The 18,400-nt window shown below is 67.1% G+C and carries 15 protein-coding genes; 7 read left to right on the top strand and 8 right to left on the bottom strand.

The window, feature by feature from the left end; genetic code table 11:
- Positions 1 to 50: 50 nt before the first annotated feature.
- From DBZ32_RS18445 to DBZ32_RS18430, 4 genes are read right to left on the bottom strand one after another with little or no spacing between them, the layout of a single operon-like run.
- Positions 51 to 1,346, bottom strand: coding sequence for an NAD(P)/FAD-dependent oxidoreductase (locus tag DBZ32_RS18445; RefSeq protein ID WP_119168702.1), 1,296 nt, complete (start codon positions 1,344 to 1,346; stop codon positions 51 to 53).
- Between the two features lie 35 nt (positions 1,347 to 1,381).
- The gene (locus DBZ32_RS18440; RefSeq protein WP_119168701.1) at positions 1,382 to 3,091 is read right to left on the bottom strand and encodes a gamma-glutamyltransferase family protein; all 1,710 of its coding nucleotides are present in this window, start codon (positions 3,089 to 3,091) and stop codon (positions 1,382 to 1,384) included.
- The gene (locus tag DBZ32_RS18435; protein WP_119168700.1) at positions 3,088 to 5,091 is read right to left on the bottom strand and encodes a TRAP transporter permease; all 2,004 of its coding nucleotides are present in this window, start codon (positions 5,089 to 5,091) and stop codon (positions 3,088 to 3,090) included. The genes DBZ32_RS18440 and DBZ32_RS18435 overlap by 4 nt, the downstream gene beginning before the upstream one ends.
- A gap of 47 nt (positions 5,092 to 5,138) precedes the next feature.
- The gene (locus DBZ32_RS18430; protein WP_119168699.1) at positions 5,139 to 6,158 is read right to left on the bottom strand and encodes a TAXI family TRAP transporter solute-binding subunit; all 1,020 of its coding nucleotides are present in this window, start codon (positions 6,156 to 6,158) and stop codon (positions 5,139 to 5,141) included.
- A 199-nt stretch (positions 6,159 to 6,357) separates the two neighbouring features.
- Here DBZ32_RS18430 and DBZ32_RS18425 point away from each other — a divergent pair, with 199 nt between their 5' ends.
- The 4 genes from DBZ32_RS18425 to DBZ32_RS18410 all read left to right on the top strand — a co-directional run bounded on the left by DBZ32_RS18425 (position 6,358) and on the right by DBZ32_RS18410 (position 11,084).
- On the top strand, positions 6,358 to 7,020 hold the full coding sequence (locus DBZ32_RS18425) for a cupin domain-containing protein (protein ID WP_119168698.1): 663 nt from the start codon (positions 6,358 to 6,360) through the stop codon (positions 7,018 to 7,020).
- A gap of 338 nt (positions 7,021 to 7,358) precedes the next feature.
- Positions 7,359 to 9,134 (top strand): ABC transporter ATP-binding protein, encoded by a 1,776-nt coding sequence (locus tag DBZ32_RS18420; RefSeq protein ID WP_119168697.1) that lies wholly within the window; start codon positions 7,359 to 7,361, stop codon positions 9,132 to 9,134.
- A gap of 50 nt (positions 9,135 to 9,184) precedes the next feature.
- Positions 9,185 to 10,354, top strand: a complete 1,170-nt coding sequence (locus DBZ32_RS18415) for a mitochondrial fission ELM1 family protein (RefSeq protein WP_119168696.1) — start codon at positions 9,185 to 9,187, stop codon at positions 10,352 to 10,354.
- Positions 10,355 to 10,361: 7 nt separating this feature from the next.
- Positions 10,362 to 11,084, top strand: a complete 723-nt coding sequence (locus tag DBZ32_RS18410; protein WP_119168695.1) for a class I SAM-dependent methyltransferase — start codon at positions 10,362 to 10,364, stop codon at positions 11,082 to 11,084.
- A gap of 20 nt (positions 11,085 to 11,104) precedes the next feature.
- Here the strand turns inward: DBZ32_RS18410 and DBZ32_RS18405 are convergent, their stop codons facing one another.
- The 3 genes from DBZ32_RS18405 to DBZ32_RS18395 all read right to left on the bottom strand — a co-directional run bounded on the left by DBZ32_RS18405 (position 11,105) and on the right by DBZ32_RS18395 (position 13,972).
- Entirely contained in the window at positions 11,105 to 12,313 is a 1,209-nt protein-coding gene (locus tag DBZ32_RS18405; RefSeq protein ID WP_119168694.1) for a mitochondrial fission ELM1 family protein, read from the bottom strand.
- Between the two features lie 57 nt (positions 12,314 to 12,370).
- Positions 12,371 to 13,126, bottom strand: a complete 756-nt coding sequence (locus DBZ32_RS18400) for a hypothetical protein (protein ID WP_119168693.1) — start codon at positions 13,124 to 13,126, stop codon at positions 12,371 to 12,373.
- A 90-nt stretch (positions 13,127 to 13,216) separates the two neighbouring features.
- On the bottom strand, positions 13,217 to 13,972 hold the full coding sequence (locus tag DBZ32_RS18395; protein WP_162906835.1) for a hypothetical protein: 756 nt from the start codon (positions 13,970 to 13,972) through the stop codon (positions 13,217 to 13,219).
- A 131-nt stretch (positions 13,973 to 14,103) separates the two neighbouring features.
- Here DBZ32_RS18395 and DBZ32_RS18390 point away from each other — a divergent pair, with 131 nt between their 5' ends.
- Positions 14,104 to 15,072 (top strand): class I SAM-dependent methyltransferase, encoded by a 969-nt coding sequence (locus DBZ32_RS18390; protein ID WP_162906834.1) that lies wholly within the window; start codon positions 14,104 to 14,106, stop codon positions 15,070 to 15,072.
- 91 nt (positions 15,073 to 15,163) lie between these two features.
- On the top strand, positions 15,164 to 16,072 hold the full coding sequence (locus DBZ32_RS18385) for a glycosyltransferase family protein (RefSeq protein WP_119168690.1): 909 nt from the start codon (positions 15,164 to 15,166) through the stop codon (positions 16,070 to 16,072).
- Positions 16,073 to 16,088: 16 nt separating this feature from the next.
- Here DBZ32_RS18385 and DBZ32_RS18380 read toward each other — a convergent pair whose 3' ends face one another.
- On the bottom strand, positions 16,089 to 17,258 hold the full coding sequence (locus DBZ32_RS18380; protein ID WP_119168689.1) for a mitochondrial fission ELM1 family protein: 1,170 nt from the start codon (positions 17,256 to 17,258) through the stop codon (positions 16,089 to 16,091).
- Between the two features lie 165 nt (positions 17,259 to 17,423).
- Between DBZ32_RS18380 and DBZ32_RS18375 the strand changes: the two genes are divergently transcribed.
- Entirely contained in the window at positions 17,424 to 18,380 is a 957-nt protein-coding gene (locus tag DBZ32_RS18375; protein ID WP_119168688.1) for a sulfotransferase domain-containing protein, read from the top strand.
- Positions 18,381 to 18,400: the final 20 nt, after the last annotated feature.

The raw sequence follows: 18,400 nt of genomic DNA, 5'->3' as shown, positions 1-18,400 counted from the left end.
GGACGAGCGGGCCGGCGTTCGAATGACTGCCGAGTTGAGAGGGCGGGACGTCAGTCCGGTCTCACGGTCTTGCGCTCCCGCTGGTCGCGCCAGCGGTAGTAGCTGGCGAGCGCCTGCACGGCCAGGCCATGGAAGGCGTGGAAGGCAATCGGCGTGAGCGCGGTCACCGGGACCGGTTGGGCGCGCGGCTCCTCGCCCGCGGCCAGACGCGCCAGGATCGAGCCAGTTGCCGTCGCCATGGCGACACCACGGCCATTGAAACCGACCCCGGCGTAGAGGCCGGGCTCCGGCGCATGAACGTGCGGCAGATGGTCGGCCGTCATAGCCACGCGGCCGCCCCAGTGATACTCAAACGCAAGCTCGCCGATCTGGGGGTAGAGCTGCTTCAGCGACCGCTGCAAGATCCGCGTATCCTCCGCGCCAAGCGCGTCCTTGGCGAAGCCGCGCCCGCCCATGACCAAACGATCCTGGCGGTCCTTGCGGAAGTACCAGAGCAGCCGCCGGGTGTCGGAGGCCGGATGTCCTTCGGGCAGGATCGTGGCCGCGAGGTTCGGCGAAAGCGGCCGGGTCGCGACCTGGAAAGAGTAGACCGGCACGAGGCTGCGCCGCAGTCCCGGCAGCAGGTCGTCGCTATAGCCGTTGGTGGCGACCACGACGCTGTCGGCAGTGATCCGCGCTGCCGGCGTCGTCACCTCCCACCGACCGTCGCGCCGGGTCAGCGACAGGGCCCTCGTGTCTCCGAAGATCCTGGCGCCCAGCTTCATCGCGGCGCGCGCGAGACCACGAGACAACGAGAGCGGCTGCACCGACCCGCCGCGCCGGTCCAGCATCGCACCGACATAGTGATCGCTGCCGATCAGCCGGGCCGTCTCGGCCCGGTCCATCTCGACGATATCTTCCGTGAAGGGACGCCACTGCTCCCGGCGGCGACGCAGCGTCTCCAGTCCCTCGGGCGCGTGGGCCGGCTGAATCCAGCCGCCGGTGAAGAGGTCGCAGTCGATCCCGTGGCGCGCAACCAGATCGAACAGCAGGGACGGCGCATCTCCGGAGAAGCGCGCCAGGCGCGCGCCGGCGGTCTCGCCGAAGCGGGCCGCCAAAAAGGCGGGATCGTGCTTCAACCCCGGAATCACCTGCCCGCCGTTGCGCCCCGAGGCACCCCAGCCGGGCCGTTGTGCGTCCAGGACCAAGCAGTCGAGTCCGGCCTCCGAGAGATGAAGGGCCGTGGACAGCCCCGCAAAGCCGGCGCCGACGATACAGACCCGCGTGCTCGCATCCTCGGTCAGCGGCGGACAGGGCTGCAGCGGGGCGGCCGTCGCGTCCCAAAGCGTATTCGGAAAAGGCGTCATGTGGCGGCTCCTGCGCTGTCTCTCAACCCACTGCCTCAGCCGCCGATGGCATAGGACGGCCGCCGCGGATCGGCACCGCCGAAAACCAACCCCTGACCGCGATCGCTTTCCACTGCGCAGACGCCTCCGGCCCGCCAGTCGAAGTCGGGCCAACGGTCGATGCGGTGTCCCTTGGCACGCAGCGCCTCCGCCACGGACTCGTCGATCCGCCCCTCGAGCTTCACCAGACCGGCGTGGTGCGTGAAGGGTGCAAAGGACGACGGGAAATTGAAGGTGGCGAAACGCGGCGCATCGATGGACGCTTGCAGATCCATCCCGAAATGACGCCGGTTGAGCAGTACTTGCAGCATGGCCTGGGTCTGCACGTCGCCACCGGGCGAACCGAAGGGCATGACATCGGCATCCGCGGCGCCCGCGACCAGCATTGCCGGGTTCGGCGTCAGGCGCGGGCGCTTGCCTGCCCGCACGCCGGCGGGATGGGCCGGATCGGGACGCGACTGGCTGCCACGGCCCGAAGGGACCAGCCCGAGCCCGGGCACGACCGGAACGGTCCAGGAGCCGTCGCTCGGCGTGGCCGAGAAGGCGTTGCCGGCGGCGTCGACCACGGCAACGTAGGAGGTATCCGGCTCCGGCCTGGGACTGTCGCCGGACAGCGGCGCCGCCGCGACGCGGCCATCCAGCGGCAGGATCGGAGCGGGCATGCCCGCGCGCGCGCACTGCGGGTCGATTTCGCGCAGACGGGCGCGGGCATGGGCCTCCGACAGCAGACGCTCCAGGGGAACCTCGCCGAAGCGAGGGTCGGTGAAGTGATACTCGCGGTCGGCAAAAGCGTTATTGAGAATCTCCGTCAGCAGGTGGATATAGGCCGCGTCGTTGTGGCCCAGTCCCTCCAAACCCGCCGCCTCGATCTGATTCAGCGCGAGGGCGAGCGCGGGACCCTGGCACCAGGGTCCGCAGGTGAAGACGGTCGTGCCGCGCCAGGCGGTCGCCAGCGCCGGTTCGACCCGGCAGCGAAACTCGGCCATGTCGGACAGCGCGAGAAAGCCGCCCTCCGCCTGGACGAAACGCACGATCTTGCGCGCCACGTCGCCGGTATAGAAGGCCGCCCGCGCCGCCGCCAAGCCGGTCAGGCGATCGCCCTCCGCGGCTGCTTCCTCGTCGCAGAGGAACTGCAGAGTGCAGGCGAGATCGGTCTGAAGGAAACGCTCGCCCACCTTCGGCACGCGGCCACCGGGCAGATAGATCGCCGCGTTGGAGTCCCACCGGCTGTAGCCTTCCACCTGCTCGGTAATCGTATCGACCAGCAGCGGATGCGCCGGAATACCCTCCCGCGCATAGCGAATCGCCGCGGCGGCGACATCGGCGAAACGCAGGGTCCCGAACCGCTCCAGCGCGGTGACCCAGGCATCGATCGCAGCCGGCACCACGATCCGCTCGACCCCGAGCGGAATCTCGCCGCCGTGACGCTCGAGGAAATGCCGTTCCGGAAGGCCGGCGGGCCAGACTCCGAGACCGTCGATGGTGATCGGCGTGGGGCTATCCGCCATGCGGACCATGATCGGGGCGACACCGCCGATGTTGACCAGGTCGCTCTGCACCACACCGAGGGCGAGACCGGCGGCGCAGCCGGCATCGACCGCATTGCCGCCGCCCTCCAGCACGTCGTGAGCGGCACTCGCCGCCAGGTAATGGCCGGCCGATACGACATGGCGCGTCGCGCCGACGCAGGGGCGGGTCAAGGTCATTCGGAGCGATCTCCATGAAGCTGCGCCATTGGATCGAGATCGCGCCGGCGGTTGGCGAAGAAAACCTGGCGGGCGACCACCGCCGCCACGAGCGCGAGGCCGAGAAGGTCGGTGATAAGGCCCGGCAGCAGCAGGGTAAAGGCGGCCGGCAGCAGCAGAAGCCGCTCGATCCGGCTGAGCGGCGCCAGAAGGTAGCCCTCGATCGCGCTGTTCAGCGCCATGAGCGCGACGAAGGCGAGCGCGACGAACAGAAGCTGCTCGCCGAGGCCGACCCCGATGCCGAGGATCCCGGGCTGCACGACGAAGAGGAACGGCAGCAGGAAGCCGGGCAGCGCGAGACGCAGGGCGGTAAAGGAGGTTTTCCAGAAGCTGGCGCCGGCGAGGTTGGAGGCAACCAGCGCCCCCACGGCGACCGGCGGCGTCAGCGCGGACATGTTCGCGTAGTAGAAGACGAAAAGATGCGCCGCCAGCAAGGGCACGCCGACCTGCACCATGGCCGGAGCACCGAGCAGCGCGACCAAGATGTAGGCGGCGGAAGTCGGCAGGCCGATACCGAAGGCCAGACAGGACAGGGCCGCCAGCGGCAGCAGTAGCCAGAGCTGGCCGTTCGAGATCTCGAGCATGGCGTAGCTGAGTTTCTGCGCGAAACCGGTGACCACCACGAATTCGATCATGATCGAGATGACCGCGATGATGACAGCCACCATCGCACCGCTGCGCGCGCCGGCGATCAGGCCATGCAGCACCACCAGCGCCGCCTCCGCGAAGGCGGCGGGCCGCAGCCGGCCGACCGCCAGCCGTTTGACGATCTCCAATCCAAGGATGGTGAAATTGGCGTAGAGCGCGGCGATCCCCGCCGGCATACCGCCGACCAGCAGGTAGACGAGAACAGCGACGGCGAAAATGAGATGGAGATGCAGCAGCGTCGCACGCGCCAGGCTCATCTCCATCATTGGTACATCGGAGATGTCCTGCTTGACACGTCGCGCATCGATGTCCAGGCGCACCGCGCGCAGATGCACGCCCCACATCAGGAAGGCGTAGAACAGCAACGCGGGAAACACGGTCGCGACCATGACCTCCGCGTAGGGAATGCCGGTGATGCCGACGATCAGAAAGGCGGTCAGGCCGAGCTTGGGCGGCGTCACCTGACCGCCGGCCGAGGCGGTCGCCTCCACCGCACCGGCGAAGTGCGGCGCGAACCCGGTCCTCTTCATCAGCGGGATCGTGAAGGCGCCGGTCGAGGCGACGTTCGCCATGATCGATCCGGAAATGCTGCCGAAAAACCCGGAGGAGGCAATGGCCGCCTGGGCCGGCCCGGCCCGCATGCCACCGACCAGCCCGAAGGCCGCGCGCATGATGTAGTCCAGACCGCCGGTTGCCTTCAGCAGGCCGGCCAGCAGCATGAACAGAAAAATCGTCGACGCCGAGATACCCGTCAGGTTGCCGAGAAGCCCCCGGAAGTAGGGAATCGAGGTGATGCCCACCATCCGGTCCCAGCCGATGCCGCCATGGTTCGCGAAGCCCGGAACGAGATACCCGAAGTAGGCGTAGATCAGCGAGAGAACGGCGATGACGGGGATCGAGGCGCCCCAGTCGCGCCAGACGGCATAGAGAGCGATGACCAGCAGCAGCCCCGCGATCCAGACGTCCGGCCGGCTCGGCAGAAACGAACGCTGGGTGACGAGCGCCTCATACTCCAGGTGGATGTAGCCGAGCGGCACCAGGGTGAGCAGGGCGAGGCCGAGAAGAAAGGCCTGCGCCAGACGTTCGCGGCGCGCGCCGGCGGCCGTCGCCGCCGCCAGGAAGGTCAGGATCAGCGACAGACCGAGATGCAGATTCTTGAACTGGCCCGAGGGCAAGGCGAAGACATAGGCCTGCCAGAGATGCAGGAGCGCCATGGCGACCGCCACGGCGTAGTAGACCAGCGCCGTCGCCTTGGCCGGACCGTGGCCACGGTCCACCTTCGCCACCAAAGCGTCGGCAAATCCCCCTTGCATACCCTGATCTACTTTCCTCTGGATCTGCTGCCCGCCGACGCCGAGCCTCAGGCCTCGGTCAGGTCGCTACGCCAGACACCCTGTTCCTTGAAGTACTGGGCGGCCCCGGCGTTGACCGGTACGCCGGCGACCAGGTAGCGCGTCGCCGACTCCAGGGTTACGCTGCGCAACACGTCAGCGATCTGGTAAAGCTGCTCGGTGTTTTCGAAGACCGCGCGAGCGATCGCATAGCCGGTCTCGTGATCGACGCCGGCGTGGGCGGCCAGAATCCCGGATGAGCCGGTGCCGACGCAGGGTTCGCTGATCGCCGGCCAGGTCTCCGGCGTGACGTCGAAACGCATGATGCCGGGATTTTCCGCCTGGGCCTTCTCGATCACCGCGTCGGGGAAGGAGACGGCGCGGATCTCGGTATTGGTGGTCAGTTCCCGAACGATCGGCGCCGGACGCAGGTTGGTCAGGATCGCGGGGATGCAGTCGACCCGCCCGGCGGAGAACTGATCGTAGACCTCGCGCCAGGACCCGTAGGTGAAGCGTACGCTATCGGCCAGTCCGGCGGCGCCGAACATGAGCCGCCAGGATTGCGCCGTGGTTCCACCCGAGGTCCCCGGCGCGACACGCTTGTCCGCCAGATCCTCGAATCGCTCGATGTCGCTGTCGGCCTTGACGATCGGCGGCAGTGCGAACGTCGTGTAGCAGAAGAGCTGCCGCACCTCGATCGGCGCCGGATAGGGTGCGGAGCCCCGCGAGGCCGGCACCAGATCGACCGAGGTCGACTGACCGAAATCGAGCAGGGACTGGCCGATCAGAGCAATATTCTCCGCACCGCCAGAGGTCGATTGGGATGACGTCTGCAGATCGGTATGGCGGTTCACGATCGTGCTGAGAGCCTCGATGATCACATAGCCGGTCGATCCAAGGCTGGCGGACCCGAAAACGTATTGGTCGCCGCGCACCTGGGCGCGGGCGAAAGAGCCGGGAAGAAGTGCGAGCCCGCCCAGCGCTGCCCCAAACCGCAAGGCCGTTCGGCGGGTGACCCCTTGGCGACGGACCGTGTCATGCTTCGTCATCTTCCCCTCCCCGTTCAGTGTGATGAACACTCGACATACCGTACCGATAGCTCAGAGTATCGGCAGCAAACCTCGTCGCCCGACCTTTCAGTCTGAGGTTGCGACTGCTATTTACCCTGTCGGCGCCAGATGTCAGAGTAATTATGTTCAATATTCTGAAATAGCGTTCACCGAGGAGTCAACCGATGACTGACCGGCGATGACTGACCAACCCCTGCGCAGCCGGGAGAACCAAGGCGCCGCCGCAGACAGCGGTGCAGGCGCCGCACCGGCCCCCGAAGACCGAAACGAACCGAGCGGCGCCGACGTTCACGATGCCAGGATCGGTGCGATCCTGCGCGCCTGGCGCGGTACCAGGGGCTTGTCCTTGAGACAGGCCGCCGCACGCGCCGGCGTGGCGATCGGAACGGTCAGCCAGATCGAACGCGGGCTGACCTCCCCGTCTCTGCGGGTTCTGCGCGAGCTCTGTGCGGCCATCGACCTGCCGATGGAGCGCCTGTTCGAACGGCCGGGGGCGACTCCCGACGAAATCGTGGTTCGTCGCAGCGAGCGCCGCGTCCTGGTCTTGGGCGAAAAACGGATGCGCAAGGAACTGCTGACCCAGAAGGCGGGCAGCGGCCTGCAGGGCATGATCGTGGTGATCGAACCGGGCGGCGGATCGGGCGACGACCCCTACACGCACGACGGCGAGGAGATCGGGCACGTCCTCAAGGGCACTCTGGAGATCACGATCGGAACAACCACCTATCGTCTCAGCCCGGGCGACACCTTCTGCTTCGAGAGCCCACGGCCGCACAAGTTCCGCAATGCCGGCCAAGACGAGGCGGAGATTCTCTGGGTGGTCAGCCAGCCGTTCTACTGACCGCACGGCCTCTGGCGGATCGAGACCTCGAAGCGCGCGGCACCGCACCACTTCAAGCCGCAACCGCCCGACGGGATCCTCCCTGCGTTGCAGGCGAAGAAGGGCCGAAGAGCACAGGCTCGATCCCGCATCCTCGAACGGGGCGCCCGGCGCCTCGACCTGGCAGCTTGTCCAGCCCTCCGCGAGGTTCTATTGAGAGGAACCGCCTGGAGGTCCGTCGCGCGAGCGCGATGAGCGCCCGGGGCGATTAACGGGGGGTCTGTTTTCAGCAGGTCTGTTTCGACAGGCCTGTTTCAACCTGGCCAGCCGGCGGACCGGCCGGCAACGAGTAAGACGGCATGCTGAGCGTCCTGCGGATCTTCTTCCTCGCCAAGGGCACCAACTCCTGGACGGTGCTGGCCGGGCTGGTGCTGGCCGGCCTCGCCGAAGGCATCGGCGTCGCCAACCTCCTGCCGCTGATCACCATCATGATCGGCGCCGATCCCGACGCCTCGCCCTTCTCGCGCATGCTGATCGAGCTCATCGAGTCGGTGGGGCTGTCGCCGGAGCCCCATGTCCTGGTGCTGCTGATCGTGGCGAGCATCACGGCGAAGGCGATCTTCACGCTGATCGCCATGCGCCACGTCGGCTACGCGGTGGCCGAGGTCGCGACGGGTCTGCGCGCGACGCTGGTCGGCAACCTCCTGCGCGGCCGCTGGAGCTACTTCGTGACGCAGCCGGTCGGCCGCATCGCCAACGCCATGAGCACCGAAGCGACGCGGGCCGGCCGTGCCTATCAGATCGCCGCCGAGTTCATCGCCGATACGATCCAGGTTCTGGTCTATCTCGTCATCGCCCTGCTGGTGTCTTGGCAGCTCACGCTGCTCGCCCTGCTCGGCGGTGCCGTCGTGGTCGGCCTGCTCGGCTTCCTGGTGCGCGCGGCGCGCAAGGCCGGCCTGAAGCAGACCAACCGGACGCGCTACATGGTCACCTACCTGACCGACGTCCTGAACAACATGAAGACCCTGAAGGCGATGGCCCGGCAGGCGGCCTTCGCCGCCTATCTCGAAAAACAGATCGCCGGCCTGCGCAAGGCGCTGCGGCGGCAGGTCACCAGTATCGAAGCGCTGAAGAGCTTTCAGGAAATCCTGACGACGGCGGTGATGGGCGTCGGGCTGATCTTCGCCATCGAAGTCTCGGCCATTCCCCCCAGCGAACTGATCGTGATGTACGTTGTCATCCTGAAGCTGGTGAAGAACGTGATGCGGATGCAGCGGCAGTATCAGAAGGCCGTACTGGGGGAGAGCCCCTATCACGCGGTCGAGGCGCTGATCGCCGAAAGCGAGGCCGCCGCCGAGCAGGCCCACGGCGGCGCGACGCCCAGCTTCGAGCGGGGCTGCCGGCTGGCCGGCGTCAGCAAGGCCTTCGGGTCGCATCAGGTGTTCCGGAACATCGATCTGGAAATTCCGCGCGGCGAGATCACCGTCCTGATCGGGACCTCCGGCACCGGCAAGACGACCCTCGCCGACCTGATCATCGGCCTGCAGGATCCCGACGCCGGCCAGATCCTGATCGACGAAACCGCGCTGTCCGATCTCGACCTGCAGCGCTGGCGGCGCATGATCGGATATGTATCGCAGGACCTGGTGCTGTTTCACGACAGCGTTCAGATGAACATCACGCTGGGCGACCCCGAAATCTCAGAGGACGACGTGTGGAAGGCGCTTCAACTGGCCGGGGCCGCCGACTTCGTCGCCGCCCTGCCCGACGGCCTGCAGACCACCGTCGGCGAGAGGGGCGGCAAGTTGTCCGGCGGTCAGCGTCAGCGACTCACGCTCGCACGCGCCCTCGCCGGCCAGCCAAGGCTGCTGGTGCTCGACGAGGTCACCAGCGCCCTGGATTCCCGGTCGGAGGAGGAGCTTTGCGCCACCCTCGACGGCCTGACGCCGGACTTGACGATCCTCGCCATTACCCATCGTCCGCAGCTTCTGAAGATCGCCGATCACGTCTACCAGCTTCACGACGGACAGGTCGCCAGGATGCCGCCACCCTCGGAACAGGGACCGGACTCGCAACTGGAGTCGGCCTCGGCGGGCGGGAGCGCTGCCAGCGTCGGGACGCAATCGTCCTCATGACCGCCCGGCCGCTCGGCATGGCGCGGCTCCGGACGGCCTGACGCGCCGCCATGGCTCCCGCCACGCACGAGACCCTGCAGAACAGCTCAGAGCCCGCCGCCGAGAATGCGGCGAGAAAGGCGGCGCCGCGGATCTGGCTTCTGATCGGCGACAAGCTGGGCGACAATGCCCAGGTCGAGATCATCGCGGAGGCGCTCGGCCTGCCCTTCGAACGCAAGCTGCTGTCTCTGCAAACACCCTACGTCCTGGGCAAACCCCGCTTCGAGCCGTCCCTGCATCACCTGGACTCCGCGCGCTCGGCGAGCTTGGTTCCGCCCTGGCCCGATCTGATCCTCACCGCCGGCCGCCGCCCGGCCATGGCCGCCCTCTGGGTCCATCAGCAGTCCGGCGGCCGCAGCAAGCTTGTCCTGATCGGCCGTCCGAAGCGATGGCTGGAGCGCTTCGACCTGGTCATCTCGACGGTGCAGCAACGTCTTCCCGAGCAGCCCAACGTGCTGCGCCTGGGACTCCCGCTGATGCGACTCGATGCCACCGCAATCGCTGCGGCGGCCGCCGACTTCGCACCGCAGCTCGCGGAGATGCCGCGCCCCCTGACCGCGCTTCTGGTCGGCGGCGCGACGGAGCCCTTCGCGTTCCATGCCGCCCAGGCCCGTCAGATCGTCGCCACGGCGCAGACCATGGCGGCACGGCAAGGCGGCAGCCTCTACGTCTCGACCAGCCGGCGGACGCCGCGCGAGGTTTCGGAGGCGTTGGCGGCGGCCCTGCCGCCGGGCGCCAGGCTGTATCGCTGGCAGGCGGAGGACGAGACCAACCCCTACCTGGGCCTGCTGGGCCTGGCCGACCAGTTCGTCGTCACCGGCGACAGCACCTCCATGCTGGTCGAGATCGCCCGCCTGGGACGACCGCTCGCCATCGCGGAACTGCCGCTGCGGCCGTCGCCCTGGACCCGGCTGCAACAGGCCCTGGCACGCCAGCTTCACCCACCCAGTTTCGGAGATCCAAACGCTGGTCGCCTGCAGAGCCTCGGGAACGCCCTTTACCGGCTCGGCCTCGTCGGCTATTCCCGTGATCTGACCGCCGTGCACCGCTTGCTGATCGAGCGCGGCCTTGCAGTTCGGCTCGGTGAGCCCTTTCCGGCCGCCGGCCGCCCGGCCGACGACGAGTTGCCGCAGGTGGTCGAACGACTCCAGACACTTCTGTCCCCCCAAGCGAGAAGCTAAAGAGGCCATGTCCGAAACATACAGCCGACAGTCGCCCAGTCCGCGCTTCCAGGAACTCCTGGCCCTTTACAAGCGCATGCACACCGAAGGCGATACGGTGCACGGCATCCCGCCGGAGCGCACCTTCACCGGCAAGAGCCTGCCGCCGCACGCCATGGCGATCAAAAAGATGATCGATGCCAGCGGTGCACGCACGCTGCTCGACTACGGCTCCGGCAAGGGGCAGCAGTACACGTGGCAGGATATCGAGCTGCCGGACGGCCAGCAGGTGAAGGACCTGAACACCTACTGGGGTCTGGAGCAGATCACCAAGTACGACCCAGGCTACGAAGAGTTCTGGACCCTGCCGAGCGGCCAGTTCGACGGCGTGATCTGCACCGACGTGATGGAACACTGCCCGGAATCGGATGTCCGCTGGATCGTCGAGGAACTCTTCGGCTTCGCCCGACTCTTCCTCTACGTCGGCGTCGCCTGCTATCCCGCCAAGAAGCTGCTGCCGAACGGCGAGAACGCGCATTGCACGGTCCGTCCGCCGGAATGGTGGGCCGAACTGGTCCGCGAGATCGCGGCCCGTCATCCGAACGTCCACTATCGCTTCGTGCTCGGCGTCAAGGGCGACAGCAAGCGCTACCTCGGTTTGTTCGGCAAGCCCAAGCGCCACTGGGAAATTCTGGATGGCAGCGGCGCGAACGGCAGCGGCGGCCAATTGGTGGTTTCGGACGAGCCGTAAGCCCGGGTCTGCAACGCCCGTCAGGCGACCCGGTTGGGCTCGGGGGTTGATCGAGGATGCGGCCTGGGATCCGGCAGTGGTGACCCCAGGTCGTGACCGGCCTCGGCCATCAGACGTCGGATCCGCTCCACCACGATCGGCAGATCGTCCGGCGGGCTCGCGCTCGGTGGGGCGATCGGAGCGCCGAAGTAGCTCGCCCAGCCGCCGCGCACCAGCCCGCGGTGGAAGTGTTCGAAGTCGCGCTGGTAGCCGATCCCCAGTTTGTGGGCGCTATCGCTGAGAACGCCGCGAAGGCCCGAGACGATGCGGTCTTCCGCGAGATGGGAGCCGTGCAGGTAGCTGCGCACGGCGCTCTTGACCCGCTTACGCAGCGACCAGCGCTTGGGCATGTCGTAGATGGCCAGCGGCCTGCCCAAGCGGATGACCTCGGTCAGCATCGAGGCGCTGTCGCCGGTGACCACGAACTGATCGGCCAAGGCCAGGAAGGCGAAGTAGGGATTGGTCTCGGGATCGCTATCCCAGCGGTAGACGAAGTCCTGCGGCCGCGCCTCCGCGACCATGGCCGCGATGGCGGCCTCGGGCGTACGGCGGCTGGTCGTGACCAGAAGCGATCCGTTTTGCCCGTCGGCATAGGCCTGCAGCCGCCGCATCATCTCGCCGGCCGCGGCCGGGTCGAAACTGAAGGGCCAGGCCGGCCCGCCCACCATGGCGGCGACCCAGGGTTTCGGCCGGCCGGCGAAGCGGGACTGCCAGCTCAGTCCCGCCGCCTCCAGCCGCTCCGGATCGTCACGGCGTTGCAGAGCGAGCCTCAAGTTCAGGACGTTGCGGCGCGGCGGCACGCGCAATTGCGGCGGAGCGATCACCAGGTCGAAGGCATCGAGTTCCAGCGGCCGATTGAACTGTACCAGCCGGGTGCGTCCACCCGACTGCTGCTTGATCCAGGTGACGACCGGCACCTGGAGCCGCCCGGCAGAGATCACCAGGTCGGGCCAGGGCGGCGCCAGAGCCGCCGAGTCCTCGACCGCTACGTTCCGCAGCGTCGGTCCCCGGAGCCGGTCGTACCAGCGCCATTCGCTGTCGCCGAACACCATCTTGCGGACCTCGAAGGGCCATCCGAGTGCGTTGGCGACCAGCAGACTCTGGCTGTCGTCGCCGATCTTATCGCTGATCAGCACCCAGACGCGCGGCGCCGAGATCGACTCTATGGGACGAGATACCGGTTGGGACATGGAACCAAAGCTTGTGACAGGCTCGGAAGAGAACGGGCGTCCCCCGCTTCTCTCCGATCAGTCCTCCCGCTCGATGTTGATGGTCAAGGTGCGCCGAAGCGCTTTGCTGCCCTGGCCCGCCATCGGCCGGACCGAATGCCAGGAATTGTGCGTCTTGACGAAGATAATCCCCTGATTGGGCTGAAAATCGAAGGTCTGGAGAATGTCCATGTCCTCGAAGGCGCTCTGGCGATTCAGCCAATTGTAGCTGAAGCGGGTCTCCCTGGCCTGATTTACGTCGGTCCCGCCGCCGAAGGCGGGATCCCATTCCCCCTCGCCGACCATGGAGACGATCAGGGTCACCACCTTCTCGGGCGTATCGGTATGGGGCAGCAAGTGTCCGCCGTCGGCCGGCAGCATGGAGAACTCGAAGCGCGTGTGCAGCCGTCCGGGATCGGCCCAGAGGCGCCCGCGCCGCAGCTCCTTGAAGCGCTTGCCAAGGGTCAGCGACCGTCCCGCCTGCGGCTTGTAACCGAGGTCCAGGTGATGCGCCTGCAGCGTGGCCAGAACCTCGTCGATGAAGGCGTCGCTCTTGATCCAGCCGTGCAGCTCGCGCCAAAGCGGCGTCGACGCGATGAAGTCCTTGTACTGTTTGGGATTGTAACGCTCGGACAGGGAGTACTTGTCGCCCAGCTTGGGAATGTTCGCGAAGATCTCCAGCGGCGGATAGGCGTCCAGCAGATCCCGGTAGGCCTGCGCATCCATCAGGGGATGGGCGCAGCCGATCGGGAAGGGCTCGTAGCGAAAGGTCAGGTGATCGTAGTCGAAGCGCATCTCAAGGCCAGCAGGTGATGGGGAAGGAGTCGATGAAAGCTCTATCGGGCGCGGCGGCTTCTGCAGCGTCAGTCGGTGACGTCTCGCAAATCAAGGGTCCGGCGCCGCCGAAGCCGGCAGAGACGCCGCGGGATCCGGCTGCGTCGCGGTCGGCAACAGCGGCAGGCCCGCACGCGCGCTGACCGTGGGTTCACTGGTATAGAGACCGGAAAAGCGACCGGCAAGGCAACGGAGAACGGCGATATCGGTCTCCGCATGCTTGCTGCGCGTGCTGCCCCATTCGTGGATCAAGGGGTTCTCCGCATAGGCGTGACTGATCTCGAAACTGAAGCCGCTCATGACGACACGGTCGTAAGCGCGCTCGCCAAGACCGAGCGCCAGGGTGACGACGCCGGTCGAGGGTACCTTGCGCTCCATGCAGGCCAGGACTTCGGGGTCCTGGCCACACAGCGACCGGATCAGGTCCAGGTAGTGATCCAGACCGGGGTTCAGGAAGCGGTCGTAGCGGTACCCGCGCGCGGCCAACTTGGCCCGGAAGTAGAGCGGCGTCGTCCGAAAGGCCTTGAGCCGGTGCCCTGCGCGCTGCCAGACGGACCGGCCGCGCCGCGGGCGCGGAAAGAAGTAGAGATCTTCGGTCCGCAAGCCTTGCAAGGCGTCCAGAGCCAGCCGGTTCGGCGCCTTGCGGCCAGAGGTCAGAATCGCGGACATCACACTGTAGCGCGGCTTCGGCAAGCCGAGTCTGGCGGCGGATGCGCCCGAGGCATTGGCACAGGCCAGATCGTCGTAGCTGCCGGCGGGCGGCAGACAGGGATCGGGCTTGGAGCCAAGCACCAAGAGCGTCGCCATCGAACTGGGGTCCCTCCTGCCCGCAGCGTATCTCCCCAAAAGAGAACGCCGGACTTCACGATCGAACCTCACTTGGTGGGTCCGGCACGTCCCGATTGTCAAGGCGGATCGCAGACGCCAGGATCGCGCCCATGCTGACAAAGATCCTCGATTCGCCCATCGCGGCGCTGCCCGCCTTCACCGGCAGCGAGGCGGCCCCCGCAATCTCCAGCCGGGAGCTGGCAGCCGCTTTCGAGCCCTTCGTCGAGCGCTATCTGAACGCCGACGACCAGGCTTGGCGCGGAGAGATCGAACGGCGTCAGAAGAAGATCAGGAAGGGCTATTTCAAGCGGAGCCTGCTCGGCTGGCTCCCGAGCCGTCAGCGCCGGGAAGAGGTGGTGGTGCAGGAATACGACCGGGCCTGGAGCAAGATCGACGTCAGCACCTACGAGGTCGGGGGCGCGCTGCCGCGCGTGGCGCCCTGGGACTGGCGCGGCCAGCCGATGTTCGCCAGCGATATGGGCGCGACCCGGGTGCGCCAGGTGATGCTGGTCCGCGTGCTGGAGCAGCTTCGCCCGCGCCGGGTCCTGGAAGTCGGCTGCGGCAACGGCATCAATCTGATGCTTCTCTCCTGCCGCTTCCCGGACATCGCCTTCACGGGCGTCGAGTTGACGCGGGCGGGACAGGCCGCGGCCCAGGACTTCCAGCAGCAGGCCGAGATGCCGGAAGCCCTGCAGACCTATGCACCGCTGCCGCTGACCGACACGACCGCCTTCCGCCGGATCGACTTCAGGCAGGGCAACGCGGCGGAGCTTCCTTTCGAGGCCGGGGCCTTCGATCTGGTCTACAGCTGCCTGGCGCTGGAACAGATGGAACGGATCCGCCATCAGGCCCTGGCAGAGGTCGCACGGGTCAGCAGCCGCCATGCCTTCCTGATCGAACCCTTCCGGGACATGAACGACAGCGGCTGGCCGCGCCGCAACGTCATCCGGCGCGACTACTTCCGGGGCCGGATCGACGAGCTGAAGGACCACGGGCTTCTGCCGGTCTGGGCCACCAACGACTTCCCCCAGGAAGCCTTCCTCAAGGTCTGCGCGGTGCTGGCGGAAAAGCGCGCCTGACGCCCACACCGGCCCCGGCACGACGTCTTGCAAGCGCGCGCGCGATGCCTATTGTGTCGCGTCACGAGAAACCTGACGGATTCCGCGCCCTATGACCAAGCCCTGCGTCTTCATCCATACCAACGAACGGCAGTATCTCGGCGCCCTGGTGTCGCGGCACTCTCTGCTGCGCAACTCGCAGCATCGCGAGGCGTTCGACGTCAAGATCATCCACACCAAGGACCACCCCTTTCTGCGCGAACGGGAGGGCCAGCCCTTCCTGCGCGAGGGCGGCTCGCGCGTGTGGCGCTACGACGACCTGCAGTCCTTCACGCCGCTGCGCTTCATGCCGCCGGAACTGATGGGCTACGAGGGCCGCGCGGTGGTGATCGACCCCGATATCTTCGCGGTCGGCGACGTCTGGGAGCTGCTGACCCGGGATATGGACGGCAAGGCCATCGTCTGCCGCTCCCGCACCGGCAGCAAGGGTCTCGACGGCTGCATGGCCAGCAGCGTGATGCTGCTCGACTGCGCGAAGCTGACCCACTGGCGGGCGAAGGAAAACTTCACCGAGCTGTTCGAGCGGAAGCGCGACTACATGGAGTGGATCTGTCTCAAGACCGAACCGCGCAGTTCCATCGGCAAGCTCGAGGACCGCTGGAACGATTTCGATCACCTGGGGCCCGAGACCAAGCTTCTGCACAACACGAAGCGCCAGACCCAGCCCTGGAAAACCGGGCTTCCGGTCGATTTCACGGCAGCCTCGAAGAAGTTCAAGGCGACCCGGCCGAAGACCTGGATGCGGCCGCTGAAGCGGGCCATGCTGGGCTGGGGCGGCGCTCCCTCCCACTATCAGGCGCATCCGGACAGGGCCCAGCAGAACTTCTTCTTCGGACTTCTGCGCGAATGCCTGGCCGAGGGCGTCGTCACCGAGGACCAGCTACGGGCCGAGATGCGCGAGAACCACATCCGCCACGACGCACTGGACGTTCTCAAGCAGACACCGCCACTGCCGGCCTAAACCGGAGGATCGGCGTCTAGCCGGCCTTGCGGCCGGCGTCCGCCGGGGACTCGGGCGCGACGGGAGGCGATCCCAGCTCCCCGTCGAACAGGGCCGCGACCGCCGCGACCGCCCGATCGACGCTCTCGAGCGGCGGCGGTGCCGCCTTCGGGAAGGGGTCGCCAAGCCAGACGGCGCGACCGGTTTCGATCAGCTTGCCGTGTACGATGCGGATGTCGCGGGTCATCCGCTTCGGCGGCACCTTCATGGCCATGCGGAAGATGAAGGCGCGCAGGTAGTCGCGCTGCCAACCCGCGCGCGACCGCCGCTCGGACTCCGACCCACCCTGCCCCGTTCCGTCCCGATCTGCGCCATTCCGAAGGGGGCGCATGGCGTACTTGCCCTCGCCGAGGTCGAAGATATGAACCGGCTTCCGCGTGGCGCAGGCCTCGGCCAGCATGGACATGCTGTCCCCGGTGACGATCAGTTCGTCCGCCAGGGCCAGAAAGGCGAAGTAGGGGTTCTCCTTGGCCTTGGCGCTCCAGCGGTAGAGATAGGCGGGCGCATCCAGGGCCTGCTCGAAGGCCGCCAAGGCCTCCGGCGGCGTACGCGCGCTGGTGGTCACCAGCAGGGAGCCGCCGCGGGCCTTGGCGAAAGCGCTGGCCTGCCGCGCCAGGCGGGCCCCGGCGGCCGGATCGAAGGTATAGGGCCCGCTGTTACCGCCCATGATCACCGCAATGTGCGGTTCGGGCAGATGGGCGAAGCGCGGCCGCCAGGCCGTCGCCTGTGCCTCCAGGCGGTCGTCGTGGATCCGATGCAGCGGCGTCTCGTTGTGCAGGATGTTCGGCAGGTCCGGCAGGCGGTACTGGGGCGTGGTCACGATCAGGTCGAAGCGCCCGATCGCGGCCCAGGTCCGCCCCACATGCACCAAGCGCACCCGCTGGCCGGCGGCCTGCCGCTGAATCCAGCGGCAGATCGGCTCGTTGCGCCGTCCGGCCGTAAGGATGAGGTCCGGCCAGGGTGGCTCCAGGGTGCTGGATACGCCCTTCACCACGCCGACCAGATTGGGGCCGAGCAGGAGATTGCTGGCCAGCTCGGTCTTGCGATAGACGAAGCGCTTGATCTCGAAGGGCCAGCCCAGCTGGCTTTCGAGGCCCTCGGCAAGCGCCAGAACCTGCGAGTTGTCGCCGGCGCGATGGCCCGTCATCAGCCAGATTCGCGGTGGCGCCTCACCGCCCGATCGTTGCGTCGACAGGTCCGTCACCTTAGCCACCCAATGTCACAGCCTGCGGCGCATTGCGCTTTGCAAGCATCGCTGTTACGAGGGGTCTTATTCCAACGACACACCGCCGCAAACCTGGATGTCCTAGTCATGCGTGACGCTCTGGGGCGGATTCTGCGGGCGCTGATCCTGCTCCTGCTGTTTTTTCTGCCCAAACCCCGCAAACTCCGTCTCGAGCGCTGGCTGCGCGGCCGCGAGGATCTTAGGCGCCTGCGCCGCGCGGACTGCGTCGTGGTGTCCTTCGGCAAGAGCGGCCGAACCTGGTTGCGCGTCATGCTCTCGCGCTTCTTCCAGGTCAAGCACGACTTGCCCGAGGGGTCGTTGATCGGCTTCGAGAACCTGCACCGCAAGAACCCGGCGATCCCGAAGATTCTCTTCACCCATGACAACTACCTGAAAGACTACACCGGCACCCTGGCCGACAAGTCCGACTACGCCCACAGCAAGGTCGTGCTGCTGGTGCGCCATCCCGCCGACGTCGCCGTGTCCCAGTACTTCCAGTGGAAACACCGGATGCGGCCGGCCAAGAAGGTTCTGAACGACTATCCGCCACACGGCGCCGACACCTCGCTCTTCGACTTCGTCATGCGCGAGTCGAGCGGCTTGCCGAAGATCATCGGCTTCATGAACGCCTGGGCCAAGTCGATCCCCGATCTCCCGTCGCTGCTCGTCGTGCGCTACGAGGACATGCGGGCGCGGCCGGAGGAGAGTCTGGGCAAGATCCTGGAGTTCATCGGCAGCCCGGCCAGCCCGACGGAGCTGAGCGAGGTGGTCGAATTCGCCCGATTCGACAACATGAAGAAGCTGGAGAGCCGCCGGGTCTTCTGGCTCAGCGGCGGGCGCATGGTGCCCGGCGACCGCAGCGACCCCAACTCCTACAAGGTCCGCCGCGCCAAGGTCGGCGGCTATCGCGACGACTTCGACGCGGGCGAACTGGCACAGATCGACACCCTGGTCGCCAAGACGCTCGATCCGCGTTTCGGCTACGATGGGCCGTCCGATTCGCGCGCCTCCGCGCCGGCGGCCTCCGGTTCGGCCGGCGGGTAAGCTGATCAGCAAGACGGACG

The sequence above is a fragment of the Algihabitans albus genome, assembly GCF_003572205.1.
Taxonomy (GTDB): domain Bacteria; phylum Pseudomonadota; class Alphaproteobacteria; order Kiloniellales; family DSM-21159; genus Algihabitans; species Algihabitans albus.
This window is presented reverse-complemented; position numbering and strand designations above follow the sequence as displayed.

Coding starts and splice junctions, on each gene's coding strand:
- DBZ32_RS18400 (WP_119168693.1), bottom strand. CDS start 13,126: ATGCGCTTCGACTACGATCACCTGACCTTTCGCTACGAGCCCTTCCCG.
- DBZ32_RS18385 (WP_119168690.1), top strand. CDS start 15,164: ATGACCAAGCCCTGCGTCTTCATCCATACCAACGAACGGCAGTATCTC.
- DBZ32_RS18425 (WP_119168698.1), top strand. CDS start 6,358: ATGACTGACCAACCCCTGCGCAGCCGGGAGAACCAAGGCGCCGCCGCA.
- DBZ32_RS18440 (WP_119168701.1), bottom strand. CDS start 3,091: ATGACCTTGACCCGCCCCTGCGTCGGCGCGACGCGCCATGTCGTATCG.
- DBZ32_RS18420 (WP_119168697.1), top strand. CDS start 7,359: ATGCTGAGCGTCCTGCGGATCTTCTTCCTCGCCAAGGGCACCAACTCC.
- DBZ32_RS18415 (WP_119168696.1), top strand. CDS start 9,185: ATGGCTCCCGCCACGCACGAGACCCTGCAGAACAGCTCAGAGCCCGCC.
- DBZ32_RS18445 (WP_119168702.1), bottom strand. CDS start 1,346: ATGACGCCTTTTCCGAATACGCTTTGGGACGCGACGGCCGCCCCGCTG.
- DBZ32_RS18380 (WP_119168689.1), bottom strand. CDS start 17,258: ATGACGGGCCATCGCGCCGGCGACAACTCGCAGGTTCTGGCGCTTGCC.
- DBZ32_RS18435 (WP_119168700.1), bottom strand. CDS start 5,091: ATGCAAGGGGGATTTGCCGACGCTTTGGTGGCGAAGGTGGACCGTGGC.
- DBZ32_RS18390 (WP_162906834.1), top strand. CDS start 14,104: ATGCTGACAAAGATCCTCGATTCGCCCATCGCGGCGCTGCCCGCCTTC.
- DBZ32_RS18375 (WP_119168688.1), top strand. CDS start 17,424: ATGCGTGACGCTCTGGGGCGGATTCTGCGGGCGCTGATCCTGCTCCTG.
- DBZ32_RS18405 (WP_119168694.1), bottom strand. CDS start 12,313: ATGTCCCAACCGGTATCTCGTCCCATAGAGTCGATCTCGGCGCCGCGC.
- DBZ32_RS18430 (WP_119168699.1), bottom strand. CDS start 6,158: ATGACGAAGCATGACACGGTCCGTCGCCAAGGGGTCACCCGCCGAACG.
- DBZ32_RS18410 (WP_119168695.1), top strand. CDS start 10,362: ATGTCCGAAACATACAGCCGACAGTCGCCCAGTCCGCGCTTCCAGGAA.
- DBZ32_RS18395 (WP_162906835.1), bottom strand. CDS start 13,972: ATGGCGACGCTCTTGGTGCTTGGCTCCAAGCCCGATCCCTGTCTGCCG.